The organism is Cycloclasticus pugetii PS-1, from assembly GCF_000384415.1.
Lineage (GTDB): Bacteria > Pseudomonadota > Gammaproteobacteria > Methylococcales > Cycloclasticaceae > Cycloclasticus > Cycloclasticus pugetii.
On sequence record NZ_ARVU01000001.1, the window covers coordinates 1949172 to 1975298 of the forward strand.

Sequence of the window (26127 nt, forward strand, 5' to 3'; positions counted from 1 at the left end):
TTATTCTATGTTTTGAATTTGTTCTCGCATTTGTTCTATCAGAACTTTTAACTCAACAGAAACATTCGTTGTTTGGATATCTGCCGACTTTGATCCCAAGGTATTCGCTTCTCGATTAAGTTCTTGCATCAAAAAATCTAACCGTCGTCCAACCGGTTCTTCTTGGTGCAAAATCCTACGTACTTCCTTAACATGTGACTCAAGCCTATCTAGCTCTTCTTCAACATCCATTTTTTGTAAAAAATAAACAAGCTCTTGCTCAAGCCTTGCTTGCTCAGGCTCATCCATCAAGTCCTTAATTTTCTTTTCTAGCTTTTCACGCAGTAAGCCCTGCACTTCTGGTAGCCGTGTTTTAGCTATGTCCATTTGTTCTTGAATCAGCTCACAACGCGAATCAACCATTTCCAATATATTGGCGCCTTCTCGTTCACGCGAGTCAATCAATTGCTCTAACGCCTGATTTAATAATAACATCGCACCATCATGCACCGGCTCTAAGTCCTCCCTTACCTCTGCTTGCACACCCGGCCAACGTAAAATATCTAACGCAGACAGCTTCTGAAACTGTTCCATATTCGTTTCGATCTTCGAGGTTGCTGTTAGCAACTGCTTCAAGCGTGCTTGATTTATTTCAATGCTTTCTTCGCCTTGCTTTTGTTTTCTGTAAACCAAGTTACAATCAACTTTGCCACGCTTTAGCCGCTTGCCAACTGCCTCACGAACTAATGGTTCAATCGTACGAAATATTTCAGGCAACCGAGGTGAAACATCTAAATAACGATGATTAACTGACCGAATCTCCCAAATCAACGTGTATCCTTCAACTTCACACTCACTACTTGCAAAAGCAGTCATACTTCTTATCATTTTGTCGCCTATACTTAACGTTAAACAATAAATATTAGGCTGTTTTTAAAAAGATTAATACCCTGATGACAAAAAACACCTTCTCACTTCCTGCACACGCAACAACAAATCATACCGAGACCTTACCCTCTGGCACTGTTGTTAATGAATATATTATCGAACGCGTCATTGCACAAGGCGGTTTCAGCACCGTCTATTTAGCTCGCCAACTAAAAGATCAGCAACAAGTTGCTATCAAAGAATACAAGCCTAAACACCTAACTAGACGCAATGGCAACGCTGTCATGCCTATTGACTCGGCGGCACTAAACTTATTCCAACGTGGCCGCCAGTTATTTATGAAAGAAGCCACCTTATTAACAACCCTCAAACACCCAAACATTGTTAGCGTGCTTAATTTTTTCCTCTGCAATAATACCGCTTACTTAGTGATGAATTATGACTACGGTATAACCCTTGGAAATTGGTTAAAAGATTCAACAAATATCGCGACCACTGAGTTTTTACTGGACGTTTTTCTACCCGTAATGCGATGTATTAAAAACATGCATAACAGAGGGGTACTTCATCTCGATATTAAACCCGATAACATTCTATTAAGACCCTCATGCAACCCTCTCATCCTCGATTTTGGTTCAGCACTGTCTTACAAAAACCAACAACAGCTAAATTCACATAGCATGACAAAGGGTTACGCTGCACCAGAACAACACGAGCAAAGCAAAACATTAGGCCCTTGGAGTGATTGCTATGCAATAGGCGCTAGCATGCGCACTTGTTTAGATAGAACCGCCCCTATAAGCTCATCAGACGTTGTCGCTATTGAAAAAAGGCAATCGGCCCACCGTCTTTATAAGAAGCAAATTAATGAAAATATTCTTTACGCTATCGACTGGGCCATGCAAATGTCACCCTCTAAAAGGCCCCAGTCCATCGACGACTTATTGAATATCATAAACTACCGCCAGAATTCTTAATTCAGTCAGATAAAGTGATTTTTCTGGCCTATAATGCGCATATTATCAAACGTGGCATTTTCAACGTTGCCCGTCATTCAATATTATTATCATAGGAAAAAACATGAGACCCAGTGGACGTAACCCTGACCAACTTCGCGAAGTAAAAATAACAACCAACTTTACGATTCACGCCGAAGGGTCTGTATTAATTGCCTGTGGTGACACCCAAGTTCTATGCACCGCTTCGGTTGAAAGCCGTGTACCAAGGTTTTTAAAAGACAAAGGTCAAGGCTGGGTCACTGCTGAGTACGGCATGCTTCCGCGTTCAACACACAGCCGTATGGGTCGCGAAGCTGCGCGCGGCAAACAAAGCGGTCGCACACAAGAAATTCAACGCCTCATAGGTCGTTCTTTGCGTGCCGCCGTTGATCTAAACGCACTAGATGGCTACACGATCACTATCGACTGCGATGTTCTTCAAGCAGATGGCGGGACACGCACCGCCTCTATTACGGGAAGTTTTATTGCTTTGTCATTGGCTATTGAAAAATTACTCGATGAGAAAAAAATCAAGAAAAACCCAATCCATGGTCAAATTGCTGCTGTCTCTGTAGGCATTTTCAACGGCGTGCCAGTACTAGACTTAGACTACCCCGAAGATTCCGAAGCGGAAACTGACATGAATGTCATTATGAATGAAGCAGGTGCCTTCATCGAAGTTCAAGGCACTGCGGAAGGGCATGCTTTCCGTCGTGAAGAACTGGATGAAATGTTAAACCTTGCCGCATCTGGCATTAGCGAATTAATGCAGCAACAGCGTGACGCCTTAGCAAAATGATCCAACAACTTGTGCTGGCCAGCAGCAATAAAGGGAAAATAGCAGAAATTCAGGCGATGCTTAAACATCAAAACATTGAGATTGTTTCACAATCACATTTTGATGTGCCTGATGCCGAAGAAACCGGCACTACGTTTATTGAAAACGCTATCATTAAGGCTAGACAAGCAACAAAAATTTCAGGTTTACCTGCCATTGCGGATGACTCTGGACTAGAAGTTGATGCCCTTAATGGCGCGCCTGGCGTCTATTCTGCCCGTTATGCAGGCTTACCCAGCAACGATAAAAAAAATACCGCAAAGTTACTCAATGCGTTAGCCGACGTAGCTCAGGAAAAACGTACAGCACGCTTTCATTGCGTGATGGTTTTCATGGCACATGCTAATGACCCTTCCCCTTTGATCTCTCATGGTGTTTGGGAAGGGCGTATCGCATTTCAAGAAAATGGCGATAATGGTTTTGGCTATGACCCCGTTTTTTTTACCCCTGAACACCAGTGCCTCTCTGCTGAGCTAGCGCCCTCTATCAAAAACACAATCAGTCATCGCGCTAAAGCATTGAACCAACTCATGCCTCAAATTTCTGATTACTTCACGACACAAGCATGACAAAAGGCTCAACAGATTATAGCCTCTATATTCATATCCCTTGGTGCATTAAAAAATGCCCCTATTGTGACTTTAATTCACATGAAAAAAAAGGCGACTATAACGAAGAACTGTACGTTAACGCGCTGATAAAAGATCTCTCAACCGAAATAGAAACTGTTAACAATAAGTCATTAAAAAGTATCTTTATCGGTGGCGGCACACCCAGCCTCTTTTCCGCCGCTAGTATTCACCGCATTCTAGAAGCAACCGATAATGCGCTGGGTATTAATGAACAGACTGAAATTACCTTAGAAGCTAATCCTGGCACAGCCGAAGCCAAGAAATTTTCTGACTTTCACGCAATTGGTATTAACCGCCTATCCATTGGCGTGCAAAGCTTTAATAACGAACATTTGAAAAAACTGGGCCGTGTTCATGATGCTGAGCAAGCGCATAAGGCCATCCAACTAGCACAAAAAGCTGGTTTTAATAGAATCAATCTTGACCTCATGTTTGGCTTACCCGGCCAGAACATCCAACAAGCCATTGACGACGTTGAAATGGCACTAAGTTACCACACAGGCCACCTGTCTCATTATCAACTCACCCTTGAAAAAAACACCTTATTTTATAAACACCCACCAGCGTTACCGCATGATGAGTTAATTTGGGATATGCAAGTTGCCTGTCAAACAAAAATTGATAACGAACTTAACCAATACGAGGTATCTGCCTATGCTGCCGAGGGGCAGCAGTCTCGTCATAACCTAAATTATTGGCAATTTGGCGACTACATTGGAATCGGCGCGGGCGCACATGGCAAGTTAACCGATGAACAAGGTACTATCACACGCTATTGGAAAAAGAAGCTGCCTCGAGACTACATCAAGCTGGCGGGCACTCAAGATGTTATAGGTGGAAAAAATATCGTTAAAGACGCTGAGTTACCTTTTGAATACATGATGAATGCTTTGCGCTTAAAATCAGGCTTTACAGTTGACCACTATCAACAACAAACACATCAAAACGCTTACCAAATACAAGCCATCTTAGACTCACTGGTTAACAAGAAATTATTACAGCGGAACGCTTCAAGCTACCGCTGCACCGAGCAAGGATGGAACTTTCTAAATGATACCGTAGAACACTTTTTACCCAGCGAATGAACGAATTACTGATCAACAAAACTTACAGTTGCCCATATTGCGGAGAACGAATCGATACCTTCATCGACACCTCTCAAGGCAACCATCAAACAGTCGAGGACTGCAGTGTCTGCTGCCGCCCCATTGAGTTAAACATAGAAATTGATATCAGCAGCCAAGAAGTTAACCTAACTGCACAAACTGATTCAGAATAATATCGCGCCAAAAGATTGCTTCGTTCCTACGAAATAGAGCACCTTTCAGTATAAAATAGCCCAACATTAACCCAGATAATCAGACCATGAAAAATTACAAACGCGAGTTTATTGAATTCGCCCTGCAATGCAACGCACTCAAATTCGGACAATTCACCCTAAAGTCTGGCCGAATTAGCCCTTACTTTTTTAACACCGGGCTATTTAACACGGGCTATCGTTTACGAAAATTAGGGCATTTCTATGCACATGCCTTGATAGACTCTGGCATGGATTACGATATTTTATATGGCCCCGCTTATAAAGGCATTCCACTTGTTTGCGCTGTGTCTATTGGCTTGTCTGAGGTGTCCAATCAAGATATACCCTATGTTTTTAATCGTAAAGAAGTCAAAGACCACGGCGAAGGTGGCTTATTAGTCGGCTCAGAACTGAAGGGTAACGCTATCATTGTTGATGATGTTATTAGTGCCGGCACCTCGGTTAGAGAGTCTGTCGATATTATTCGATCAGCTAATGCGACTGCATCCGGTGTTCTAATCGCGCTTAATCGGCAAGAAAAAGGTCGTGGCGACACCTCAGCAATCGACGATGTGGAAGAAAGCTATGGCTTTAAAGTCGCTTCTATTATTGGCTTAGCAGACATTATCGATTACCTCAAAGAATCAGCTGAACCTGAGCATTTAAACAGTATTCTTAAGTATCAGGAAACTTACGGGACTGGCTAGCCCCCACCACGAAGAAACTTAAGCAAAAACACGTCCATAAACTGCGCTTGCTTTTCATCATCCATCGTTGAAAAGTCAAAGCTCACGGGCAACATTGGTAGGCGCGTAGAGGATACTTTATGCGTACCCTCATGACCTAAGCTAAGACGCGCCTGTTGATCAGCTACTGTAAAGATAATGAGATTTTCATCGCGTTTATAAACCAACTTATTTTGGTTCTCGAGCAACGAAAGAAACTCTTTGCGCGAGAACCCCATGTCTAATGTAAATTGTTTTTTTTTAAATAGTTTCATTATTCAGCCTCACTTGTTGTCAACTCAAAGAACACTGGCTTTGCTGTTCAGGTTGCAACTTTTCGATTCATCACACGTTCCTTTAAAGCTAAAATCAAGCATAAAAAAAGCGAGACTTTTGTCTCGCCCTTTCTATTAGCACTTTGATCAGCTAATGGATATCAAACGCCGATCAATGCCATTTATCTTATAACGTCAGTCGTTATTTTGCTGGCATCGCTTTCGCCGCATAACCTTTCATTTTGTCATACCCAGTCCAATTCGCATCTTGATAAGTAATAGCATCCGTTGGGCATGCTTTTGCACACTCTGGGTCACCGCCACATAAATCACATTTAATCACTTTGCCACTGTCTGCATTATAGTTAACCGTTCCGAATGGGCAGGCAATCGTACAAACTTTACAGCCAACACATAAATCATTAACAATTTCTTTTGCGCCTGTTTCTTTATTCAACTGAATCGCTTCAACAGGACAAGCATGCATACACCACGCTTCATCACATTGGGTACACGTGTAAGGTACAAAAATACCTTCTTCATGAAATGGGAAGATTTTAATTCTGGATTTTGCTGGGTTAAAAACACCCTCGCCTTCATAAGAACAAGCCATTTCACACTGCAAACAACCCGTACATTTATTTGCGTCAATAACTAATGACATCTGCATAACACCCTCCTGTGGGTTCTATTTACTTTTAATAACATTAACAAAAAATTTATACCGTAAAGACATAAGGCCTAATTTGATTGGTAAAACTTACCTCTTTGCCACACTCACACTTAACCGCCCGTAACACTCATATGTCGAAAAATAACAGGTTGTTCTGTCATATCAAAATCATGCCCTTTTGGCTTTATGTCCATTGACTCTATAAGCGCTTCTTTGACCTTATTTAAATCTGTTGGGTTCGCTCTTAGTACCTGCTTTAAATCCATTGAGTGCTCTTGCCCCAGACACAATAACAACAAGCCCGATGCTGTAACACGCACTCTATTGCAAGTATCACAAAAGTTATGGCTATGTGGAGAAATAAAACCCACCAAATTGTCATAACCTTTTACGCCGTAATAACGTGCTGGACCACCCGTATTTTTTGTACTTGGTAGCAATTCAAATTGTTGTTCTATATCGCGCTTAATTTCATCACTAGAGTAATACGCCTCTTGTCTCGAGTGACTTTCTATGGCCCCTAAAGGCATTTCTTCAATAAAGCTGATATCGAGCCCCTCTTTCATTGCAAACTGAACTAAGCTGTTTACCTCATCGTGATTCCTATTTTTAAGAATCACCGCATTTAGTTTAATTTTTTCAAAGCCCGCTTTTTTAGCAGCTTGAATACCTTCTAAGACAGTATTAAGGTCACCCACTCGCGTTACTTTTTTGAATTTATCCGCATCAAGACTATCTAAGCTGATATTGATTCGTTTGACGCCAGCCTCTTTCAATGGGTGTGCTAATTTAGTTAATTGCGAACCATTTGTCGTAATAACTAATTCTTCCAAGCCCTCTAACTTAGCAACATCTGCCAGCATATTGACGATATCTTTTCGTACCAAAGGCTCACCCCCTGTTATACGAATTTTCGTCACGCCCATTTCTACAAAAGCCTTCGATAAACGAGTTATTTCCTCTAAGCTCAATACCTCTTCGCGCGGTAAAAACTCCATATCCTCGCTCATACAATACACACAGCGAAAGTCACAACGGTCTGTCACAGAAATTCGCACATAGGTGACTTGTCGACCAAATTTGTCGATTAACTTATTTGTGTTTATTATTGGCGATACGGCATTCATACAATCTAAACTGCTTCTCCTAATTTTTCTTAAGAAACTCCCGCACTTCAAAAGGTTACGAGCTTCTTGAGAATTACTTTCAATTGAAAATTATTCTCATTTATAATTAATGACTTACAGCCACATTCGTACTTTGTACACCTTACCGCAGTTTAAATTTATAGGTCAATAAATTAGTTCATAAAGCTAACTCCAAACTAGGGCTTTTATATACCTCCCAAGGCCTATTTCATCATTCACTTCACCTTCACTGTAATTAAGATAAACTAGCTTCTATAACAATTATTACAACAGCCTCCTTTACTATAGATGCGACTGTCATTAAAAACATACCTCACCAGCTACGTACTGATAACTACATTTATTTTATCTTATAGCGCTGTCGCCGATACAGGCACGCCGATAAAAATATCTGTCCTTAAGTTTGGTACTGTTAACTGGACATTAGAAACCATAAAGAAAAACCGACTTGATAAAAAAAATGGTTTTGAACTCATCATCCAGCCTTTAGCCAACACTCAAGCGGGCAAAATTGCACTGCAAGCAGGTGCCGCCGATATTATTGTCTCAGATTGGACATGGGTTGCGCGCCAACGCCAATTCTCATCTGATTATTTATTTGCCCCCTATTCATCCGCGGCAGGTTCTATTATGGTGCCTAATGACTCAGCTATTCATTCCATCAAGGATTTGAGCGGTAAGAGATTAGGGATCGCAGGAGGCGAGCTAGATAAAAACTGGCTGTTACTCCGAGCATTAGCATTAAAAAAAGGCATCGACCTTCAAACAGGCCTCGATACATTTTTTGGCGCCCCACCGCTGCTCAATAGCCTCATCAAACAAGGCCAGTTGGACGCCCTAATCAATTATTGGCACTATAGTACGCGTTTAAAAGCAGATGCTTATCGTGAAATTATTAATACGCATGAGATTATTCAGCAACTCGGTATCAACAAAACCATTCCAATCCTTGGCTACGTTTTTAGTGAAAAATGGGCACGAGAACAATCAATCAGCCTCAATAATTTTCTCACCGCTAGCCATGATGCCACTCAGCTCTTATGTACTTCAGATAAACACTGGAAAGCCATCTTGCCGCTAACCAAGACACACAACACACTGACTCAACAACTGTTACGCAAGAGTTATTGCGAAGGACAAATTAAAAAATTTTCAGCTGAAGAGAAACAAGCCATTGCTGATATTTACTCTATATTAGCCGATATTGGAGGTGAAAAACTTGTCGGGACAGTCAAGCAATTTGACCCTAATTTATTTTGGAATAGCGGCCATTAATTAACCAACCTCATGATGCTACGCTCCTCATTCTTAAACTCGATGTTATCATTAGGGCTGCTGATATTAATTTGGCAACTTGCCGCAGTCACATTTAACAGCCCCGTCTTACCCTCACCTTTACTGGTTTATAAGACACTGGCTCATGCTATTCAAACCCATGAATTACCACATCACCTTGGCGTAACTTTATATCGGTTAATAATTAGTTTTTTTCTGGCCATGCTTATAGGAACCGCCATTGGGATTCTTTTAGGCCGGCACAATTCACTCAATCAATTTTTTGATAGTTGGCTAATCATTCTGCTAAATATCCCTGCTTTGGTGACTATTATCTTGTGTTACATTTGGTTTGGTTTAGTTGAAACAGCTGCTATTTTCGCTGTCGTTATCAACAAGATTCCCAACGTTATCGTCACCATTAGAGAAGGCACTAAAAACCTAGATGAGCACCTTATGGAAATGACTAGGGCTTATCGATTTGGGCGCTACAAGACATTGCGTCATGTAATTCTCCCCCAACTCTTTCCTTACATTATGGCTGCCGCCAGAACCGGCCTTGCTCTAATATGGAAAATAATTTTAGTCGTTGAAATGTTAGGCAGAAGCGATGGCATGGGTTATCAAATACACCTGTTTTTTCAACTTTTTGATATCCCCAGCATTATGGCTTATACCGTTTCTTTTATTATTGTAATTCAATTGATAGAAAGCATGATATTAAAACCTTTGGACAAAAAATCTCAACGCTGGAAATAACGTACGATGAGCTCTCTTACTGTCGATATAAAAAAGAAAAACTTTCCAAAAAGTGGGCTTAAGGAAACGTTCACCGTCATAGAAAACCTTTCTTTCGATATAACAAATAATGAGTTTGTCTGCCTTGTCGGCCCATCAGGCTGTGGCAAAACAACGCTGCTTAATATTATCGCGGGCCTTGATAGTGATTATGACGGTACTATTAATAGTCAAAGCAGCAAGCTTCGACCCAGTTACGTTTTCCAAACTCCCCGTTTATTACCATGGCGAACTGTCTTGGAAAACATTCAATTAGCAACCCAGCCCGATGCTTCTTTAGCCAGCATAATAAAAACTCTTCAATCCTTAAACTTAGGTGACCATCTACATAGCTACCCCCATCATTTATCATTGGGAATGCAACGACGGGTTTCACTTGCAAGGGCTTTTTGCTTACCAAGTAACTTGTTGTTAATGGATGAGCCGTTCGTTTCGCTCGACCAGGCCAACGCGAACAAAGCCAGAGGGGCTTTATTAAACTTATGGCATGAAAAACCAAGGTCTATATTATTTGTTACCCATGATTTAAGCGAAGCGATAACACTAGCCGATCGCATTTTATTTTTATCCGCCCCCCCTAGTCATATTATCGCCGAGGTCAACATTAGCCTGACGAGAACTGAACGCACACCCAATCAAGTTAACGCATTTAAAGAGCATCTGAAAACCAGCCAACCAAACATTCGCCCATTTCTGTAAGTTAAACGCCTAAACTGGCTATAAAAAATATAACCTCTGTTTTCTTAAGATACTCATAAACAAAAAAAATCCGCTACCAAATTTGGCAGCGGATTTTTATAGCTATTAAACCATCCTCAAAAAGAGGACTTCTCACAAATGGTCAAGCAATTAGTTTCACTTTAAGCTGCTTTTTTAGCTGCTTTTTTTACAGTGTCTTTAACTTCTTGAGTTACTACTGAGTTGCTTTCTTGAACAAGCTTAATCACTTCTTCGTTATAAGCCTTAACCTCTTCAATCAATTCTTTACTATCAGCTTGTACTTTTTCAAAGCTACTTTGGGCCAGTTCAACCTGATCTTTAACAAAAGCACTTAGGCCTTCAAGATCTGTAATGGCAGTAGCCGCTTTAATGCGTGCTTCAGTGAGAGCAACATATTCTTTAGCTGCAGCTTGTTGTGCGGCAATAGCTTTTTCGAACTGTGCTTTATTTAATTCAACTAATTTTTTAGCAGGAGCGAATAAAGTTTCTAGATTATTTAACATGTCATATCCTTTTATTTGTTTTAAGGTATAAGCAATAACTTCTTCTTTGCTGAGTTGGATTATACAGTGTTTTTATTGCAGCGCAACACTTATCTAACTATCGCATTTTGCACGCACTGTCAACACCCCTTGAACCACTAGTGGTATTAGTCCCCTTACTAAATATTTATATTGCAGTCTTAAAAGAACATACGCTAACCTCTTTAGTTAACGTATCATTAACGACGACGATATCCATTTAATAGTCTCGATTATTCAGCGTAATGAATGGTAAAAAAGTCTTATTTAACCAAAAAGGAGCAGTGTTATGTTTATCGCAATGAACCGCTTTAAAGTAAGCCTTGGCAAAGAAAACGAGTTTGAAGAAGTTTGGCGTTCACGCGAATCTCGCTTAAATGAAGTCCCTGGTTTTAAAACATTTCACCTTTTACGTGGCCCAGCACTTGAGGATCACACCCTATTTGCCTCACATACAACATGGCAAGATAAAGCGGCTTTTGATGACTGGACTCACTCGGACGCGTTTAAACAAGTGCACGCTCAAGCCGGGCAAACAAAAGGTTTATATATTGGGCACCCTAACTTTGAAGGGTTTGAAGTCGTTTTATAGCTTAGGTGGTTTAGTTGTTTTTTTTGTTACATCAGTCTCGTCTTCCCGCTTGAACTCACCTTCGATGATATCCCCATCCAACGCGTCTTCACGGCTGCCTTGTTGAAACGGGCCATCTTGTTGGAAAGAGGCTTGGCCCATTAACGAGCTCTGCAGAATAGAGCGCGCAAAGCGATATCGTAACGACGGCACTAAACAAAGAAAACCAATAATGTCCGTCAAAAAGCCTGGTGTTAACAGCAAGGCTCCACTGACCAGCAACATAGCACCCTCAACCATCTCCACTGCTGGTATCTCAGCTCTAGACAGGCTTGCCTGTATGCGCTGTAGTGTTGCTAGGCCCTGCAATCTAAACAGGTAAGCACCTAATACCGCTGTCAGCAAAATCAACACAACGGTAGGAAACGCACCGATTATGCCTCCCACCTGAATAAGAAAATAAATTTCCACCACAGGGACAACAATTAAGAGTAACAAAAAAACAGAAAAGGGATTCATAGCCAACAGCTTACACAGGAACGATGCCTTTGTAAAAACTGGCATACAGATAAACAGCACAATAACAACATTAAAAAGAAAGATATCAGGAGCTCTTCAGGTCCTAATCTCTATGCAAAACAAAATCAGCTCCTTTGTATTACCGGTGGCGTTATAATGCCTACAAATAACAATGAACAACAAGCACCTGAGCAATGCTTGATATTTCAAGTTAGCATACTGACCCAATCAATTACTCAATGAAAACAAGAAATGTAATTATTTTATGTCTTCTCCTTTGCGCTGTATTTTCTACATCAATGGGGCTTGCAGCTGAGGCAGACCTTAATAAAAAAAATATTACCGATACAATAGGTGATTTATTTGATCGATTCAGCACTTCCCCCTCTGATGCATTACTGGAACCAGATGATGCCTTTAAATTTTTTGCAGAGGTAAACGATCAACAACACATTATCTTAAATTGGCAAATTGCTGACGGTTATTACTTATATCAACAACAGGTTGAGGTAACAGTAATCAACCCTCAAGGCATTCAGTTAGAAGCAATAAAATTCCCAAAAGGCAAGCGCAAAGTAGATGAGATATTTGGTGATACGGTGGTTTATTACCATGATCTACGACTCACCCAACGCTTAACCAATCCACTTGTTAAACCCACTAACGTAACGCTCAACATTCGATTTCAAGGCTGTGCTGATATTGGGGTTTGCTACCCGCCCATGAATAAAACGGTGAGCTTATCCCTGCAACCGACAAACCACCTAAATATTACCCAGCCGACAAAACCTACCCCTAGCAATATTTCGGAACAGGGCCGAATCGCCAAAGCCCTTGTGGACAATACCGTTTGGTTGACCGCTTTAACCTTCCTTGGGTTTGGTCTATTACTCTCATTGACGCCTTGTGTATTTCCCATGATCCCTATTCTGTCTGGCATTATTATTGGGCATGGCAAAAGCCTTACTACACGTAAAGCCTTTTATTTATCCTTTAGTTACGTGTTTGCCTCGGCAATAACGTATGCGCTTTTCGGCATATTAGCGGGCCTGTTTGGTAGTAACTTACAAGCCACCTTTCAAAACCCTTGGATTCTCAGCATCTTTAGTGGGCTTTTTGTGTTACTTGCTTTATCGATGTTTGGCTTGTATCAAATACAGCTACCTAATGCACTCCAAAGTAAACTATCTCAACTGTCACAACACCAAAAACACGGCTCCTTATGGGGCAGTGCAATCATGGGTATTTTATCGACACTTATTGTTGGCCCCTGTGTTGCTGCGCCACTCGCCGGGGTGTTGATTTATATAGGACAAACGGGCGATGCTGTATTAGGCGGCCTTGCACTATTCTCGTTAGGCCTCGGTATGGGCATTCCATTACTAATTATCGGTGTTTCTGCGGGTAAATTATTACCTAAGGCCGGGCACTGGATGGAACCCATTAAGTACTTCTTTGGGGTGTTATTATTGGCTGTCGCTATCTGGCTTGTTGAGCGCATTTTACCGGCCAGCATCACACTCCTTTTGTGGGCAAGCTTATTTATTATTTGCGCGATTTACCTTAACGCACTGGATCGGTTACCAGAAAATTCTTCGGGTTGGCAAAAACTATCCAAAGGAGTCGGTGCTATTTTGATGATCTATGGTGTTATTTTAATGCTCGGTGCAGCCTCCGGCGGAAGCAACCCCTTAAAACCTTTAGCCAACTTTAGTCTTTCGCAAAAAAATAACACTCTACAGCATAGCCTGCCATTTAAGAGAATCCAAAATATTGACGACTTACAGGCTGCTTTACAGCTTGCCTCTCAAAACAAACAATTCGTCATGTTAGATTTTTATGCTGACTGGTGTGTTTCCTGTAAAGAAATGGAAGCCTTTACCTTTAGTGAACCATCTATCCAACAGGCTTTAAAAAACACCCTCCTGTTACAAGCAGATGTCACCAAAAATAATGATGAAGATCGAGCATTATTAAATGCTTTCTCACTTATTGGGCCACCAGCCATTTTATTTTTTTCGCCTAACGGCACTGAAATAAAACAACATCGAGTCATCGGCTATATGGCAGCTGACGATTTTCTAAAACAACTACAAATACTGAAATAAATGAAGAAGAAGGCTCTATTTTCAATTGGTTTTATACTTATCTTCGCTACCGTTGCTATCACTTTGTTTAGCAAGAACCCTTTAACTATTAGCTCTAACGACACAACAGCTACTCAGCAGGCCCCAACCATGCGGCCAGAGTTTTCTTTTCCCGACCTTCAAGGCCAGTTACGAAACATTAAGGAATGGGACGGCAATTATATCGTGCTTAATTTCTGGGCAACTTGGTGCCCACCTTGTCGTGAAGAAATCCCTGAATTCATTGCCATGCAAAAAGAATATGGTGCAACCAACCTACAGTTCATTGGAGTTGCCATTGATAACACGGTCTCAGTTAACAAATTTGCTTTAGAAGTAGGCATCAACTACCCAAATTTAATTGCCGAAATACAGGGTCTGGATCTAGCAAGGCAATACGGCAACACCATGGGCGCCCTTCCTTTTTCTGTTATTATCAACCCTGAAGGCCGCATTATTACTCGTCAAGTAGGGCTTCTTGAACGATCCAAAATTCTTAAATCCATTCAGCTTTCAAAAGGCTAACTCCTGCTAACTTGCTTATATTTGTCTTTATCTTTCGCGAAATAACATTTTATATAGACTTTATCCAAAAGCTTTGGCAAAATCCCCCCTTATTGCAAGATGAAATTGCATAACCAATTATTTTTAAGTTAGTACATTATGGCAATTATTTCAGTCATCAACGGCCCAAACCTAAATATGCTAGGCACACGAGAACCTGGGATTTATGGTGCTCAAACTCTCGCTGATATAGAGCATTCCTTAACTCAGCTGGCCGAACAACACGGACACGAATTGCTTTTCTATCAAAGTAATGCAGAGCATGACCTTGTTAATAAAGTACAACAAAGTAAGCATGATAAGGTTGCTGTTATCTTATTAAACCCAGCGGCTTTTACGCATACAAGCGTTGCCTTGCGTGATGCCCTATTAGCAAGCGACACTCCTTTTATTGAGCTTCACTTATCAAATGTTCATGCTCGCGAGTCATTTCGCCAACACTCTTATTTTTCAGATATTGCCAAAGGTGTTATCTGTGGCTTCGGCCCCGACAGTTATAAATTAGCGCTGCTTGCAGCTCTCCCATTAATACAAAAACCATCAAGAGATTAATTATGGATATAAGAAAAGTTAAAAAACTGATCGAACTCATCGAAGAGTCCGATATTGCAGAAATTGAAATTCACGAAGGTGAAGAGTCTGTACGTATCAATCGTTACTCTTCAACACAACCTGCTGCCGTAACACAAATGCCTGCACCTGCTGCCGCTCCAGCCGTTGCCAGCGCTGCGCCTCAAGCAGCTGCAAGCGACAATACTGAACAGCCGTCTGGACATGTTATTACTTCTCCAATGGTCGGCACGTTTTATGACGCACCTGCGCCAGGCTCGGCCCCTTTCGTCAAAATAGGTCAATCCGTTCAAAAAGGCGATACCTTGTGCATTATTGAAGCAATGAAAATCCTTAACCAAATTGAAGCGGACAAATCTGGTGTTATTGCATCAGTGTTGACTGAGAATGGCCACCCAGTCGAATTTGATCAGCCACTTTTCATCATCGAATAACCGCCCCTGAGACGAGAAAAATATGTTCGATAAAATTCTTATTGCCAACCGTGGTGAAATTGCTTTGCGTATTTTGCGTGCCTGTCGCGAAATGGGCATCCAAACAGTTGCCGTTCACTCCTCTGCCGACCGTGATTTAAAACACGTTCGTTTAGCAGATGAATCCGTTTGTATTGGCGGTCCTTCATCTACAGAAAGCTACCTAAACGTACCCGCCATTATTAGTGCTGCAGAAATTACCGATGCCCAAGCTATTCACCCCGGCTACGGCTTTTTGTCTGAAAATGCGGACTTTGCTGAACGCGTAGAACAAAGCGGCTTTACATTTATTGGCCCTCGCTCGGAAACAATTCGCCTAATGGGTGATAAAGTCTCAGCGATTGAGGCAATGATTAAGGCTGGCGTGCCTTGCGTTCCCGGTTCAGATGGCCCGTTAAACGATGACAAAGAACGAAATGTCAGATTAGCCCGTGATATTGGCTACCCCATTATCATTAAAGCTGCTGGCGGTGGTGGTGGCCGCGGGATGCGTGTGGTTCATACAGAAGCAGCCCTTTTGAATGCCATTTCACTGACCAAAACCGAGGCTAAAAACTTTTTTGGTAACGATATGGTGTATATGGAGAAATTCCTTGAAACGCCACGCCATATCGAATTCCAAGTGCTGGCCGACCAACACGGTAACGCCATTCACTTGGGAGAACGTGACTGCTCAACTCAGCGTAAGCACCAAAAAGTAATTGAAGAAGCGCCCGCAATTGGCATCAGCGAAGAGGTTCGCCAAGAAATTGGTACTCGCTGTGCGAAAGCCTGTACAGATATTGGCTACTATGGAGCAGGAACCTTTGAGTTCTTATATGAGAAAGGTGAATTTTATTTCATTGAAATGAATACACGGGTTCAAGTAGAACATCCAATTACAGAAATTGTCACTGGTGTCGATATTGTTGCTGAACAACTGAAAATTGCCGCTGGTCTACCACTTGGTTACACGCAAGATGATATTAAAATTTCAGGTCACGCTATTGAATGTCGTCTAAATGCTGAGCATTCTGAAACCTTTATGCCTTCACCAGGGAAAATTACACAGTTACATATCCCAGGCGGTCCTGGCATTCGCTTTGATAGCCATATCTATAACGGCTACACCGTGCCTCAATACTATGACTCGATGATCGGCAAACTGATCGCATCAGGCCCCTCTCGCGACTCTGCACTTGCTCGCACAAAAACAGCTCTTAACGAAACGGTTATTGATGGCATTCACACCAATATCCCGTTATTAAAGGACATTGTGGTCGACAAAGATTTTGCCTCAGGCGTCTATAATATTCATTACCTTGAAAAGAAACTGGGGATGTAATCGGCATGGCATGGCAACAATTGACCATTGCAACAACTCAAGAGTTAGCCGCAACGATTGAAGGCTTATTAGAAAACCTTGGCGCTCTGTCTGTGACCATCACAGACAGAGCCGACCAACCTATTTATGAGCCGCCATTAAATAGCACGCCTCTATGGCAACATGTCTCCATTACAGGTTTGTTTGACGAACAAGACGACCTTAAAAATATCGAGCAATTTTTTAACCAACAACTTGGCCATCAGGGCGAGTGGCAATTAACTATTGAGCGTCTAGAAGACCAAGTCTGGGAACGTGTTTGGCTTGAAAATTTCCAACCCATTAAATTTGGCGATAACTTTTGGGTTTGCTCTACCGAACATGACATTGCAGATTCCAATGCAACCTTATTACGACTCGACCCTGGTCTAGCATTTGGCACCGGCACACACCCTACGACCGCCCTTTGTCTCGATTGGTTAGCCAAACATGATCTTACAAAAAGCAATATTATCGACTTTGGATGTGGCTCTGGCATACTCGCTATTGCAGGTCTTTTATTAGGTGCAAAAAGTGCTATTGGCATAGACATTGACCCTCAGGCACTTATCGCCACAACGAGCAATGCCGAACAAAACAATGTACTTGATAAAGTCAAAGTTTATGCCGCTGATCAATACCCTCGAAAACCCCAAGCCATTGTTATTGCGAATATTTTAGCTGAGCCGCTTATCTCACTATCAAGCGATATTTCAGCCTTAGTTAAACCCAAAGGCCATTTATTATTGTCTGGCATCCTTAGCGAACAAGTAACGCAAGTTATTAGCGCCTACCAACATGAATTCATCTTCTGCCCTGCCACCATTAGAGACAATTGGGCTTGCCTCCATGCCGTTAAAAAAACTTGAGCAATGCCTTATGCACTTTGTCCTTTTTGTTTTAGTACACTACATGTCACCCCTGAACAATTAGCAGTTAAGTCAGGCGTTATTCGCTGCGGCCATTGCCATAAAGTATTTAATGCACGGGAAAATGAACTCAGCGCCGATATTGAGCGAACTATTCCCATTAAGCCCAATGAAGACATCACTCAGTCATCAACTGCTATCCAAGAGCATTCGTCTGAAATAGATTCTCCTCCAATTATTGCGGCATGGGAGTCTACAAAAACCACCCATCACTATAAACTGCCTTACGGTCTGCTTTCATTTGTATTAGTGTTAGTGCTTCTCACTCAAATTGCCTTCATTGAATCAACACGATTAACTCAGAACACACAATTACAACCCTTCTTCAAAAAACTCAATAACACCTTCGACTTATCAATTCCTAGCTACCAAAACCTGGATGAAATTCACATCATTGCACGCCAGCTTACGCCTCACCCAAAGCTAGATGAGCTGCTGTCTTTTCAACTCACAATCAAAAATTCCGCCTTAGCCGAACAACCCTATCCAAGCATAAAATTGCTACTAACATCGACTCTCGGTGAGCCAATAGCTCAAGGAGTTTTTACTAAAAATGATTACCTAGCAGACAGTGAAATCAATGATTATTTCGCACCTCAATCCCTAAGGAACATTACGCTTACCTTCCAAAAACCTAGCAAAACTGCCTTTGGTTTTGAAATATCCTTTCAACCTTAAGGTAAAATGCTTGCGATAAATCGCCGCTAAGGATTGACTCAAGATCAGACAATAGCGACACTAAACACCTGAGAGTGTCGCATAAAACTCTCAACTCAACCCCTTTAAGTTCTTATGAAAATTGGTCCGTATACATTAAGTAACAACTTAGTCTTATCCCCCATGGCTGGAATAACCGACAGACCTTTTCGTCAACTTTGTCGGGAATTAGGGGCTGGCTTAGCGGTGTCTGAAATGACTGCGTCAAACCCTGCTTTACGCAAACACCGACGAACCTTATTGAAACTCGATCATAATGGCGAGAACGAGCCTCGCTCGGTACAAATTGTTGGCACAAATCCCAAACAAATGGCTGAAGCGGCTCTCTTTAATCAAGCCAATGGCGCACAAATTATTGATATCAACATGGGCTGTCCTGCTAAAAAAGTATGTAATGTCGCTGCTGGTTCAGCCTTATTAAGAGACGAACCTTTGGTTGAAGAAATTTTAAAGTCTGTGGTTTCTGCCGTCCACATTCCGGTAACGCTAAAAATAAGAACCGGCTGGGATCCACTCAGCAAAAACGCCCCCACCATTGCTAAAATTGCCGAGCAAGCCGGCATACAGGCCCTTGCGATTCATGGTCGGACACGTGCTTGTAAATATGATGGAAACGCTGAATTTGACACCATTAAACTCGTTAAACAATCCATCAACATTCCGGTATTTGCCAATGGAGATATAACTACCCCTCAACGAGCACGTGACGTATTACATCACACCAATGCAGATGGTCTGTTAATAGGCCGTGGTGCCCAAGGGCGACCTTGGATTTTCAGAGAAATTGACCATTTCTTGAAAACAGGCGAGACCTTAGCGCCACCTGACTTTGAGGAAATAAGACAGGTTGTTATTCGCCATATTACGCAGCTACATCAATTTTATGGTGATATTATGGGCGTCAGGATTGCCAGAAAGCATATAGCTTGGTATTTTAAACACCTAGATACATCATTACTGCCTCTTGTTAAGAAAAGTTTTTCCATCCAAGAGCCTCAGCAACAACTAGATTTTATGGATAAAATTTTTCATGCCCTTACACAAACACAACACCAAGTAGCATGAGTTTAGATAAATCAAAACAACCTTTATGTCACCAAGTGACACAAGCACTCGAAAACTATTTTGCACAACTTGACGGTCAAGAAGTCGTTGACCTACACGCACTAGTCATCAGTGAAGTTGAAAAACCATTATTTGAAGCAGTGCTAAACCATACTAAGTCTAACCAGTCTAAAGCTGCGAAGATGCTTGGTTTAAGCCGTGGCACGCTGAGAAAGAAATTAGCCAGCTACAATTTGGATATTTAACCCTAGTTCAGTTCTAAGCCGAGTAGCAAAAAGCTCAGCAAAAACATACGACTTTCTATAGAATACCCTGTTTTCAGATAGGCCAATTAGGCCTGACACTCTTTCATAAACAGGTCAAAAAATGAGCAATAAAATCACTCGCGCTTTAGTTAGCGTTTCCGATAAATCAGGCATTATTGAGTTCTGTCAACAATTGAGCAGCTTAGGTGTTGAAATCATTTCAACCGGCGGCACCGCTAAATTACTACAAAACAATAATATTCCTGTTGTAGAAATCAGTGATTACACCGGGTTTCCAGAAATGATGGATGGCCGCGTCAAGACGCTGCACCCAAAAGTTCATGGTGGTATTTTAGGTCGCCGTGATATTGACCAAACCATTATGCAAGATAATGATATCAAGCCGATCGACCTAGTTGTTGTAAACCTATACCCCTTCCAACAAACAGTGGCAAATCCAGATTGTGATCTTGCAACGGCCATCGAAAATATCGATATTGGTGGGCCCACTATGATTCGCGCTGCTGCTAAGAACCATAAAGATGTCACCATTATTGTTGACCCTAATGATTACCAACAAACCATTGAGTCTATTAAGGCAACTGGCGGGGTCGATGCGCCTAGTCGTTTTAATTTTGCCGTTAAGACGTTTGAGCATACTGCACAATATGACGGCGCTATCGCAAATTATTTAGGGGCCATTCAAGAAAACGGCGATAAAGCCGACTTTTCTCGTACTATTAACCTACAATTTAAACAAAAACAAGTGATGCGTTACGGTGAGAATCCTCATCAAAAAGCAGCCTTTTTTACCGAAGAGGCCTCTCAACCCGGCACAATTGCTTCAGCAGTTCAGCATCAAGGCAAAGAGTTATCCTATAACAATATCGCTGATACCGATGCGGCGCTTGAGTGTGTTAAACAGTTTGATGATTCGCCAGCCTGCGTAATCGTGAAACATGCAAACCCCTGTGGCGTAGCCCTTGGTGATAACATTCTGGACGCATACAACCGAGCTTACCAAACAGATCCTGAATCTGCGTTTGGCGGCATTATTGCGTTTAACCGCCCACTTGATTTAGCAACAGCTAAAGCCATCACAGATCGTCAATTTGTTGAAGTCATTATCGCCCCAGGTGTTAACGAAGATGCCTTGGCCGTCATCGCTGGCAAGAAAAACCTTCGCCTACTGGACAGCGGACAATGGGAAAAAAGCGACGAAGATCGCTATGATTTCAAGCGTGTTAATGGCGGCCTACTTGTCCAAACTATTGATAAAGAGTTATTCACAGATCTAACCGTTGTTACCAAACGACAACCCAGCAAACAAGAAATGCAAGATTTATTGTTCAGCTGGAGCGTTGCAAAGTTTGTTAAGTCAAATGCTATCATCTACGGCAAAAACAACATGACTATCGGCGTAGGCGCCGGTCAAATGAGCCGTGTTAATTCTGCGAGAATAGCCGCGATTAAGGCTGAACAAGCAGGTCTAGATGTTACTGGCTCTGTCATGGCATCTGATGCATTCTTCCCCTTTAGAGATGGCCTCGATAATGCTGCTCAAGTGGGTATTCGAGCAGTGATTCAACCTGGCGGGTCAATGCGTGACGAGGAAGTTATTCAAGCGGCTGACGAGCACGATATAGCCATGGTCTTTACGGGCATGCGCCACTTTAGGCACTAATCAAGGAGTTCTATAATGAATGTACTAATCGTAGGCGGCGGTGGGCGTGAACACGCCTTAGCGTGGAAAGCAAAGCAATCTTCTAACGTAGATACGGTTTATGTAGCACCCGGTAATGCAGGCACCGAACAAGAACCCGGCATTACCAATATTGACATACAGGCTGAAGATATTGATCGCTTATTAACCTTTGCCTTAGAAGAAAAAATTGAATTGACCATTGTTGGCCCCGAAGCTCCGTTAGTGGCCGGTATCGTTGATCAATTTACCGCTAACGGTTTACGTTGTTTTGGCCCGACCCAACTGGCTGCACAACTTGAAGGATCCAAAGCCTACTGTAAGGACTTCTTAGCACGCCATAATATTCCTACCGCTGACTATCAAAGCTTTAGCGATATCGAACCTGCTTGCGACTACATTCGCAGCAAAGGCGCTCCTATTGTTGTAAAGGCTGATGGTTTAGCCGCTGGCAAAGGCGTTATCCTTGCGGAAACTGAACAAGAAGCCATTGACGCGGTCAACGACATGTTAGCTGGCAATGCCTTTGGTGAAGCAGGTCATCGCGTTGTGATCGAAGAATTTTTGCTCGGTGAAGAAGCCAGCTTTATTGTCATTGCCAATGGTAATCAAGCACTGCCCATGGCCTCATCTCAGGACCATAAAGCACGTGATAATGGAGATTTAGGTCCTAACACGGGTGGTATGGGTGCTTACTCACCTGCACCTGTTGTAACACCTAAAATGCATGACCTCATCATGGATACCATTATTCAACCAACATTGGATGGCATGATAAAAGACGGTATTCCATACACCGGGTTTCTATACGCAGGCGTAATGATTGACGCTCAAGGAACACCCAAAGTACTTGAATACAATTGTCGATTTGGCGACCCAGAAACCCAACCCATCATGATGCGCTTGAAGAGCGACCTGACTAAGCTGTGTAATGCCGCCCTTGATAATAAATTAGATACCATCTCAGCTCAGTGGGATACTCGCACAGCTATTGGTGTGGTTCTTGCCGCTGGTGGCTACCCTTTCGACTATCACAAGGGTGACATTATTACTGGTATTCCAACGGAAACCGATGATGCTAAAACCTTTCATGCTGGTACCAAAATGAGCAATGGTGATATCACCACTAATGGCGGCCGTGTCCTGTGCGCCTGTGCCCTAGGTAACAGCGTACTCGACGCGCAATTAAAGGCCTATGAGACGGTCGGTTCAATTCAATGGGACAATGTATACTTCCGAACTGATATTGGCCACCGCGCTATAAAGCGCGAACAATCGGCCTAGCCTAATAAAATATCAACACGCAAAAAAAGAGCGTTTAAATATAAACGCTCTTTTTTTGTTTCTTAAAATTATTAATTGCTAACGCTTCATTGAATCAAAGAACTCGCCATTTGTTTTTGTTTTCTTAAAGCGTTCTAACAAGAACTCAATCGCACCCATTTCATCCATTGGATTAAGAATTTTGCGGAGAATCCAAGTTTTTTGAAGGATATCAGCGTCCACTAAATATTCTTCTCGACGTGTGCCTGAACGGTTAACGTTAATCGCTGGGTAAATACGTTTTTCAGCAATTTTACGCTCAAGATGAAGCTCCATATTACCCGTGCCTTTAAACTCCTCGTAAATCACATCGTCCATACGCGAACCGGTTTCAACGAGAGCTGTTGCAATAATTGTCAAACTACCGCCTTCTTCAATATTACGTGCCGCACCAAAAAAACGTTTAGGACGTTCAAGTGCATTAGCATCCACACCACCAGTCAAAATTTTACCTGATGAAGGCGCTACAGTATTGTAGGCTCGACCCAAACGGGTAATAGAGTCTAACAAAATAATAACGTCTCTTTTGTGCTCCACCATTCTTTTTGCTTTTTCAATAACCATTTCGGCCACCTGAACATGGCGAGAAGCAGGCTCATCAAATGTACTGGAAATCACTTCACCTTTAACGGTACGTGACATCTCTGTCACCTCTTCAGGCCGCTCATCGATCAATAGAACCATTAAATGGCTTTCTGGATTATTTGCAGCAATAGAGTGCGCTAAATTTTGCAGAATCATGGTCTTACCAGCTTTAGGCGGTGACACAATTAAGCCACGTTGCCCCTTACCAATGGGTGATACCAAGTCAATAACACGGGAAGTTAAATCTTCAGTCGTACCATTCCCCATTTCTAAAGTTAAACGTTCATTGGGGAAAATAGGCGTTAAATCCTTAAACGCTATTTTGTTTTTTGCATGTTCTGGTTTTTCATAATTAAGCTTATCGACCTTCAATAGTGCAAAGTAACGCTCACTATCTTTAGGTGGGCGAATTTTTCCCGAAATGGTATCCCCCGTTCTTAAACCAAACCGACGAATCTGACTCGGCGAGACATAAATATCATCTGGACCCGCTAAAAACGAACCATCTGCCGACCTTAAAAACCCAAAACCATCTGATAATATTTCAAGAACCCCATCACCATATACATCATCGCCTTTTTTGGCTATTTTCTTAAGAATTTGAAAGACAGTGGTTTGTTTTAATGATCGTCCAGTGTTATCAACACCAAGTTCTTTCGCAAGTTCAAGGATTTCAGTTGCGGGTTTACGCTTCAGCTCAGTTAGGTTCATATAGATTTAAGGTTGGAATAAAAAGGTATAAACGTGCACATTTAGCACTAGAGGTTTTTTAATTGATTTTTTTGATTGTTTGCACGGCAAGTGGCGTGCTTAAGGGGTTCTTACTTATGGAAGTAAAGGTAGCATTAAAAAACACCCTCGTCTACCTTTAAGGCGAAGGCGTTGTATTTTTTTAGATATTACTGTCAATAAATGCTGATAATTGTGATTTAGTCACGGCTCCTACTTTGGTCGCTTCCACTTCACCAGCTTTATAAACCATTAAGGTTGGAATGCCTCGCACACCAAAACGCCTTGGCATCGCTGGGTTTGAATCTATATCCAACTTAACGACTTTCAACTTACCGGCATATTCGTCTGCAATTTCATCGAGGATCGGTGCTACCATTTTACAAGGACCACACCATTCAGCCCAAAAATCTACTAATACTGGTTGTTCAGACGCCAAAACGTCCTGTTCAAAACTATCATCGGTGGTATGAACTACATTTTCACTCACTATTTATCTCCGTTCGGTTAATACTACGCACTATTACATCATAATAGAGTACGATATCAGATGCATAGCTTACCATGAATATTTCATTCCTAACTAAACTTCCAATTCACTCCTCTATTTCTTCAACAATTACATAACTTATGTCCGACACCCATCTTACTGATACTCAATTTTCTTCACTTGGGCTCACTGCCCCTTTAATTCAAGGTTTAGACGAGGCTAATTTCATAAAGTGCACGCCTATTCAGGAACAAACCTTACCCATCAGTTTGCTCGGCAACGATGTCGCAGGACAGGCGCAAACAGGCACTGGAAAAACCATTGCTTTTTTACTCGCCACGTATCACACCCTACTAACAAAAACGCCTGCCGATAATAAAAAAGGTGTTAGGGCGCTTATTCTTGCTCCAACGCGTGAACTGGCGATACAAATTGCAAATGATGCAAAAATTATTGGTAAACACACTGACATTAAAGTCGGCCTTGCCTACGGTGGAACAGATTACGATAAACAACGTAAAACCATAGAGGATGGTGTAGATATTTTAATTGGCACCCCGGGACGAACCATCGATTTTTTCAAACAAAAAGTATTTAACCTTAGAAACACCGAGGTCCTAGTACTAGATGAAGCAGACAGAATGTTTGACCTTGGGTTTATAAATGATATTCGCTATTTATTACGACGATTACCTAAACCTGAAAACCGTTTAAACTTATTGTTCTCGGCAACACTTTCGTTCAAAGTTACCGAATTGGCTTACGAGCATATGAACAACCCTGTAATGGTTCGCGTTGAACCCGAACAAATAACTGCAAAACAAGTGGTTGAGTCTGTTTATTACCCTGCTGATAATGAAAAAATCCCCTTACTTCTTCATCTGCTGACAAATGAGAAACCCGAAAGAGGGATTATTTTCATTAATACCAAACACACTGCAGACCGTTTACATCGTTACCTAAAGGGCAACGACTTTGATAACGCCGTGCTTTCAGGCGATGTACCACAAAAAAAACGACAAACCATTTTAACTCGCTTTCAAGACGGCAAACTACCTTTATTAATTGCCACTGATGTGGCCGCTCGTGGATTACACATTCCTGCTGTTAGTCATGTATTTAATTTTGACCTACCTCAAGATGCCGAAGACTATGTTCACCGAATTGGTAGAACCGCCCGCTCAGGCGCCAGCGGTAAAGCCATTAGTTTTGCCTGTGAAACCTATGCTTACTCACTGCCTGACATTGAAGCCTATATATCACACAAAATTCCTTTCGAAAATATTGATGGCGCCTCCTTACCGGATGTTAAACCAGCTACTAAAAGAACCGCTAAACCATCTACTCACAAACGCCCAGCAAACGCTCGAACACAACAAAAATCACGCTCACATAAACGGTAATTAA

30 protein-coding genes are annotated in these 26127 nt (G+C 41.9%); 22 read left to right on the plus strand and 8 right to left on the minus strand.

What is annotated here, in order from left to right; genetic code table 11:
• Nucleotides 1-867, minus strand: a complete 867-nt coding sequence (locus CYCPU_RS0109510; protein ID WP_015006637.1) for a YicC/YloC family endoribonuclease — start codon at nucleotides 865-867, stop codon at nucleotides 1-3.
• A 65-nt stretch (nucleotides 868-932) separates the two neighbouring features.
• Between CYCPU_RS0109510 and CYCPU_RS0109515 the strand changes: the two genes are divergently transcribed.
• The 6 genes from CYCPU_RS0109515 (at nucleotide 933) to pyrE (ending at nucleotide 5342) form a co-directional block, all read left to right on the plus strand.
• A complete protein-coding gene (locus CYCPU_RS0109515) occupies nucleotides 933-1844 on the plus strand; it encodes a serine/threonine protein kinase (protein WP_020162575.1) in 912 nt (303 codons plus the stop codon).
• 103 nt (nucleotides 1845-1947) lie between these two features.
• The gene (gene rph, locus CYCPU_RS0109520) at nucleotides 1948-2664 is read left to right on the plus strand and encodes a ribonuclease PH (protein WP_015006639.1); all 717 of its coding nucleotides are present in this window, start codon (nucleotides 1948-1950) and stop codon (nucleotides 2662-2664) included.
• A complete protein-coding gene (locus tag CYCPU_RS0109525) occupies nucleotides 2661-3272 on the plus strand; it encodes an XTP/dITP diphosphatase (RefSeq protein WP_015006640.1) in 612 nt (203 codons plus the stop codon). Before rph ends, CYCPU_RS0109525 begins: the two co-directional genes overlap by 4 nt.
• Complete coding sequence (hemW, locus tag CYCPU_RS0109530; protein ID WP_020162576.1) at nucleotides 3269-4420, plus strand: radical SAM family heme chaperone HemW; 1152 nt, start codon at nucleotides 3269-3271, stop codon at nucleotides 4418-4420. The genes CYCPU_RS0109525 and hemW overlap by 4 nt, the downstream gene beginning before the upstream one ends.
• Nucleotides 4417-4614: a CPXCG motif-containing cysteine-rich protein gene (locus CYCPU_RS11950; RefSeq protein WP_015006642.1), complete on the plus strand. Its 198-nt coding sequence runs from the start codon at nucleotides 4417-4419 to the stop codon at nucleotides 4612-4614. Before hemW ends, CYCPU_RS11950 begins: the two co-directional genes overlap by 4 nt.
• 86 nt (nucleotides 4615-4700) lie before the next feature.
• Nucleotides 4701-5342 carry an orotate phosphoribosyltransferase gene (gene pyrE, locus CYCPU_RS0109535; RefSeq protein WP_016390559.1) on the plus strand — a complete coding sequence of 214 codons (642 nt, stop codon included), beginning with the start codon at nucleotides 4701-4703 and terminating at the stop codon, nucleotides 5340-5342.
• Here the strand turns inward: pyrE and CYCPU_RS0109540 are convergent.
• The 3 genes from CYCPU_RS0109540 to moaA all read right to left on the minus strand — a co-directional run bounded on the left by CYCPU_RS0109540 (nucleotide 5339) and on the right by moaA (nucleotide 7435).
• The gene (locus CYCPU_RS0109540) at nucleotides 5339-5635 is read right to left on the minus strand and encodes a hypothetical protein (protein ID WP_015006644.1); all 297 of its coding nucleotides are present in this window, start codon (nucleotides 5633-5635) and stop codon (nucleotides 5339-5341) included. The genes pyrE and CYCPU_RS0109540 overlap by 4 nt on opposite strands.
• A gap of 202 nt (nucleotides 5636-5837) precedes the next feature.
• On the minus strand, nucleotides 5838-6305 hold the full coding sequence (locus CYCPU_RS0109545) for a 4Fe-4S dicluster domain-containing protein (protein ID WP_015006645.1): 468 nt from the start codon (nucleotides 6303-6305) through the stop codon (nucleotides 5838-5840).
• A 113-nt stretch (nucleotides 6306-6418) separates the two neighbouring features.
• Entirely contained in the window at nucleotides 6419-7435 is a 1017-nt protein-coding gene (moaA, locus tag CYCPU_RS0109550; RefSeq protein WP_015006646.1) for a GTP 3',8-cyclase MoaA, read from the minus strand.
• Nucleotides 7436-7744: 309 nt separating this feature from the next.
• On the opposite strand from moaA, the gene CYCPU_RS0109555 reads away from it, so the two are divergent.
• The 3 genes from CYCPU_RS0109555 to CYCPU_RS0109565 are packed head-to-tail and all read left to right on the plus strand — an operon-like array spanning nucleotide 7745 to nucleotide 10228.
• Complete coding sequence (locus CYCPU_RS0109555) at nucleotides 7745-8731, plus strand: ABC transporter substrate-binding protein (RefSeq protein ID WP_020162577.1); 987 nt, start codon at nucleotides 7745-7747, stop codon at nucleotides 8729-8731.
• 12 nt (nucleotides 8732-8743) lie between these two features.
• A complete protein-coding gene (locus CYCPU_RS0109560) occupies nucleotides 8744-9490 on the plus strand; it encodes an ABC transporter permease (protein WP_016390557.1) in 747 nt (248 codons plus the stop codon).
• A gap of 6 nt (nucleotides 9491-9496) precedes the next feature.
• Entirely contained in the window at nucleotides 9497-10228 is a 732-nt protein-coding gene (locus CYCPU_RS0109565; RefSeq protein WP_020162578.1) for an ABC transporter ATP-binding protein, read from the plus strand.
• Nucleotides 10229-10389: 161 nt separating this feature from the next.
• Here CYCPU_RS0109565 and CYCPU_RS0109570 read toward each other — a convergent pair whose 3' ends face one another.
• Nucleotides 10390-10752 (minus strand): phasin family protein, encoded by a 363-nt coding sequence (locus CYCPU_RS0109570; protein ID WP_015006650.1) that lies wholly within the window; start codon nucleotides 10750-10752, stop codon nucleotides 10390-10392.
• A 307-nt stretch (nucleotides 10753-11059) separates the two neighbouring features.
• Here CYCPU_RS0109570 and CYCPU_RS0109575 point away from each other — a divergent pair, with 307 nt between their 5' ends.
• Nucleotides 11060-11362 carry a heme-degrading protein HmuQ gene (locus CYCPU_RS0109575; protein WP_015006651.1) on the plus strand — a complete coding sequence of 101 codons (303 nt, stop codon included), beginning with the start codon at nucleotides 11060-11062 and terminating at the stop codon, nucleotides 11360-11362.
• Here the strand turns inward: CYCPU_RS0109575 and CYCPU_RS0109580 are convergent.
• Nucleotides 11357-11860, minus strand: coding sequence for an FxsA family protein (locus CYCPU_RS0109580; RefSeq protein ID WP_015006652.1), 504 nt, complete (start codon nucleotides 11858-11860; stop codon nucleotides 11357-11359). The two genes, CYCPU_RS0109575 and CYCPU_RS0109580, sit on opposite strands and share 6 nt — an antisense overlap.
• A 239-nt stretch (nucleotides 11861-12099) precedes the next feature.
• Between CYCPU_RS0109580 and CYCPU_RS0109585 the strand changes: the two genes are divergently transcribed.
• From CYCPU_RS0109585 to purD, 11 genes are all read left to right on the plus strand, one after another.
• Nucleotides 12100-13968, plus strand: coding sequence for a protein-disulfide reductase DsbD (locus tag CYCPU_RS0109585; RefSeq protein ID WP_083923788.1), 1869 nt, complete (start codon nucleotides 12100-12102; stop codon nucleotides 13966-13968).
• Nucleotides 13969-14511, plus strand: coding sequence for a TlpA family protein disulfide reductase (locus CYCPU_RS0109590; protein WP_016390554.1), 543 nt, complete (start codon nucleotides 13969-13971; stop codon nucleotides 14509-14511).
• Nucleotides 14512-14649: 138 nt separating this feature from the next.
• Nucleotides 14650-15102, plus strand: a complete 453-nt coding sequence (gene aroQ, locus CYCPU_RS0109595) for a type II 3-dehydroquinate dehydratase (RefSeq protein ID WP_015006655.1) — start codon at nucleotides 14650-14652, stop codon at nucleotides 15100-15102.
• 2 nt (nucleotides 15103-15104) lie between these two features.
• Nucleotides 15105-15554: an acetyl-CoA carboxylase biotin carboxyl carrier protein gene (accB, locus tag CYCPU_RS0109600; RefSeq protein WP_020162580.1), complete on the plus strand. Its 450-nt coding sequence runs from the start codon at nucleotides 15105-15107 to the stop codon at nucleotides 15552-15554.
• Between the two features lie 22 nt (nucleotides 15555-15576).
• Nucleotides 15577-16917 carry an acetyl-CoA carboxylase biotin carboxylase subunit gene (gene accC / locus CYCPU_RS0109605; protein ID WP_015006657.1) on the plus strand — a complete coding sequence of 447 codons (1341 nt, stop codon included), beginning with the start codon at nucleotides 15577-15579 and terminating at the stop codon, nucleotides 16915-16917.
• A gap of 5 nt (nucleotides 16918-16922) precedes the next feature.
• Nucleotides 16923-17804: a 50S ribosomal protein L11 methyltransferase gene (gene prmA, locus CYCPU_RS0109610; RefSeq protein ID WP_016390549.1), complete on the plus strand. Its 882-nt coding sequence runs from the start codon at nucleotides 16923-16925 to the stop codon at nucleotides 17802-17804.
• 3 nt (nucleotides 17805-17807) lie between these two features.
• Nucleotides 17808-18542, plus strand: coding sequence for a zinc-ribbon and DUF3426 domain-containing protein (locus CYCPU_RS0109615; RefSeq protein ID WP_016390548.1), 735 nt, complete (start codon nucleotides 17808-17810; stop codon nucleotides 18540-18542).
• Nucleotides 18543-18656: 114 nt separating this feature from the next.
• Nucleotides 18657-19646 carry a tRNA dihydrouridine synthase DusB gene (gene dusB / locus CYCPU_RS0109620; RefSeq protein WP_026362656.1) on the plus strand — a complete coding sequence of 330 codons (990 nt, stop codon included), beginning with the start codon at nucleotides 18657-18659 and terminating at the stop codon, nucleotides 19644-19646.
• A complete protein-coding gene (gene fis / locus CYCPU_RS0109625) occupies nucleotides 19643-19891 on the plus strand; it encodes a DNA-binding transcriptional regulator Fis (RefSeq protein WP_015006661.1) in 249 nt (82 codons plus the stop codon). Before dusB ends, fis begins: the two co-directional genes overlap by 4 nt.
• Before the next feature lie 121 nt (nucleotides 19892-20012).
• Nucleotides 20013-21575, plus strand: coding sequence for a bifunctional phosphoribosylaminoimidazolecarboxamide formyltransferase/IMP cyclohydrolase (purH, locus tag CYCPU_RS0109630; protein WP_020162581.1), 1563 nt, complete (start codon nucleotides 20013-20015; stop codon nucleotides 21573-21575).
• A gap of 15 nt (nucleotides 21576-21590) precedes the next feature.
• A complete protein-coding gene (purD, locus tag CYCPU_RS0109635) occupies nucleotides 21591-22877 on the plus strand; it encodes a phosphoribosylamine--glycine ligase (protein WP_020162582.1) in 1287 nt (428 codons plus the stop codon).
• Between the two features lie 78 nt (nucleotides 22878-22955).
• Here purD and rho read toward each other — a convergent pair whose 3' ends face one another.
• Nucleotides 22956-24212 carry a transcription termination factor Rho gene (gene rho / locus CYCPU_RS0109640; RefSeq protein ID WP_015006664.1) on the minus strand — a complete coding sequence of 419 codons (1257 nt, stop codon included), beginning with the start codon at nucleotides 24210-24212 and terminating at the stop codon, nucleotides 22956-22958.
• Between the two features lie 181 nt (nucleotides 24213-24393).
• Nucleotides 24394-24720 carry a thioredoxin TrxA gene (trxA, locus tag CYCPU_RS0109645; protein WP_015006665.1) on the minus strand — a complete coding sequence of 109 codons (327 nt, stop codon included), beginning with the start codon at nucleotides 24718-24720 and terminating at the stop codon, nucleotides 24394-24396.
• Between the two features lie 140 nt (nucleotides 24721-24860).
• Here trxA and rhlB point away from each other — a divergent pair, with 140 nt between their 5' ends.
• Nucleotides 24861-26123, plus strand: a complete 1263-nt coding sequence (rhlB, locus tag CYCPU_RS0109650; RefSeq protein ID WP_015006666.1) for an ATP-dependent RNA helicase RhlB — start codon at nucleotides 24861-24863, stop codon at nucleotides 26121-26123.
• Nucleotides 26124-26127 lie beyond the last annotated feature (4 nt).

Bases quoted from the DNA above. Each gene is read 5' to 3' on its own strand.
- CYCPU_RS0109510 (WP_015006637.1), bottom strand. From the start codon at position 867: ATGATAAGAAGTATGACTGCTTTTGCAAGTAGTGAGTGTGAAGTTGAA.
- CYCPU_RS0109515 (WP_020162575.1), top strand. From the start codon at position 933: ATGACAAAAAACACCTTCTCACTTCCTGCACACGCAACAACAAATCAT.
- rph (WP_015006639.1), top strand. From the start codon at position 1,948: ATGAGACCCAGTGGACGTAACCCTGACCAACTTCGCGAAGTAAAAATA.
- CYCPU_RS0109525 (WP_015006640.1), top strand. From the start codon at position 2,661: ATGATCCAACAACTTGTGCTGGCCAGCAGCAATAAAGGGAAAATAGCA.
- hemW (WP_020162576.1), top strand. From the start codon at position 3,269: ATGACAAAAGGCTCAACAGATTATAGCCTCTATATTCATATCCCTTGG.
- CYCPU_RS11950 (WP_015006642.1), top strand. From the start codon at position 4,417: ATGAACGAATTACTGATCAACAAAACTTACAGTTGCCCATATTGCGGA.
- pyrE (WP_016390559.1), top strand. From the start codon at position 4,701: ATGAAAAATTACAAACGCGAGTTTATTGAATTCGCCCTGCAATGCAAC.
- CYCPU_RS0109540 (WP_015006644.1), bottom strand. From the start codon at position 5,635: ATGAAACTATTTAAAAAAAAACAATTTACATTAGACATGGGGTTCTCG.
- CYCPU_RS0109545 (WP_015006645.1), bottom strand. From the start codon at position 6,305: ATGCAGATGTCATTAGTTATTGACGCAAATAAATGTACGGGTTGTTTG.
- moaA (WP_015006646.1), bottom strand. From the start codon at position 7,435: ATGAATGCCGTATCGCCAATAATAAACACAAATAAGTTAATCGACAAA.
- CYCPU_RS0109555 (WP_020162577.1), top strand. From the start codon at position 7,745: ATGCGACTGTCATTAAAAACATACCTCACCAGCTACGTACTGATAACT.
- CYCPU_RS0109560 (WP_016390557.1), top strand. From the start codon at position 8,744: ATGATGCTACGCTCCTCATTCTTAAACTCGATGTTATCATTAGGGCTG.
- CYCPU_RS0109565 (WP_020162578.1), top strand. From the start codon at position 9,497: ATGAGCTCTCTTACTGTCGATATAAAAAAGAAAAACTTTCCAAAAAGT.
- CYCPU_RS0109570 (WP_015006650.1), bottom strand. From the start codon at position 10,752: ATGTTAAATAATCTAGAAACTTTATTCGCTCCTGCTAAAAAATTAGTT.
- CYCPU_RS0109575 (WP_015006651.1), top strand. From the start codon at position 11,060: ATGTTTATCGCAATGAACCGCTTTAAAGTAAGCCTTGGCAAAGAAAAC.
- CYCPU_RS0109580 (WP_015006652.1), bottom strand. From the start codon at position 11,860: ATGAATCCCTTTTCTGTTTTTTTGTTACTCTTAATTGTTGTCCCTGTG.
- CYCPU_RS0109585 (WP_083923788.1), top strand. From the start codon at position 12,100: ATGAAAACAAGAAATGTAATTATTTTATGTCTTCTCCTTTGCGCTGTA.
- CYCPU_RS0109590 (WP_016390554.1), top strand. From the start codon at position 13,969: ATGAAGAAGAAGGCTCTATTTTCAATTGGTTTTATACTTATCTTCGCT.
- aroQ (WP_015006655.1), top strand. From the start codon at position 14,650: ATGGCAATTATTTCAGTCATCAACGGCCCAAACCTAAATATGCTAGGC.
- accB (WP_020162580.1), top strand. From the start codon at position 15,105: ATGGATATAAGAAAAGTTAAAAAACTGATCGAACTCATCGAAGAGTCC.
- accC (WP_015006657.1), top strand. From the start codon at position 15,577: ATGTTCGATAAAATTCTTATTGCCAACCGTGGTGAAATTGCTTTGCGT.
- prmA (WP_016390549.1), top strand. From the start codon at position 16,923: ATGGCATGGCAACAATTGACCATTGCAACAACTCAAGAGTTAGCCGCA.
- CYCPU_RS0109615 (WP_016390548.1), top strand. From the start codon at position 17,808: ATGCCTTATGCACTTTGTCCTTTTTGTTTTAGTACACTACATGTCACC.
- dusB (WP_026362656.1), top strand. From the start codon at position 18,657: ATGAAAATTGGTCCGTATACATTAAGTAACAACTTAGTCTTATCCCCC.
- fis (WP_015006661.1), top strand. From the start codon at position 19,643: ATGAGTTTAGATAAATCAAAACAACCTTTATGTCACCAAGTGACACAA.
- purH (WP_020162581.1), top strand. From the start codon at position 20,013: ATGAGCAATAAAATCACTCGCGCTTTAGTTAGCGTTTCCGATAAATCA.
- purD (WP_020162582.1), top strand. From the start codon at position 21,591: ATGAATGTACTAATCGTAGGCGGCGGTGGGCGTGAACACGCCTTAGCG.
- rho (WP_015006664.1), bottom strand. From the start codon at position 24,212: ATGAACCTAACTGAGCTGAAGCGTAAACCCGCAACTGAAATCCTTGAA.
- rhlB (WP_015006666.1), top strand. From the start codon at position 24,861: ATGTCCGACACCCATCTTACTGATACTCAATTTTCTTCACTTGGGCTC.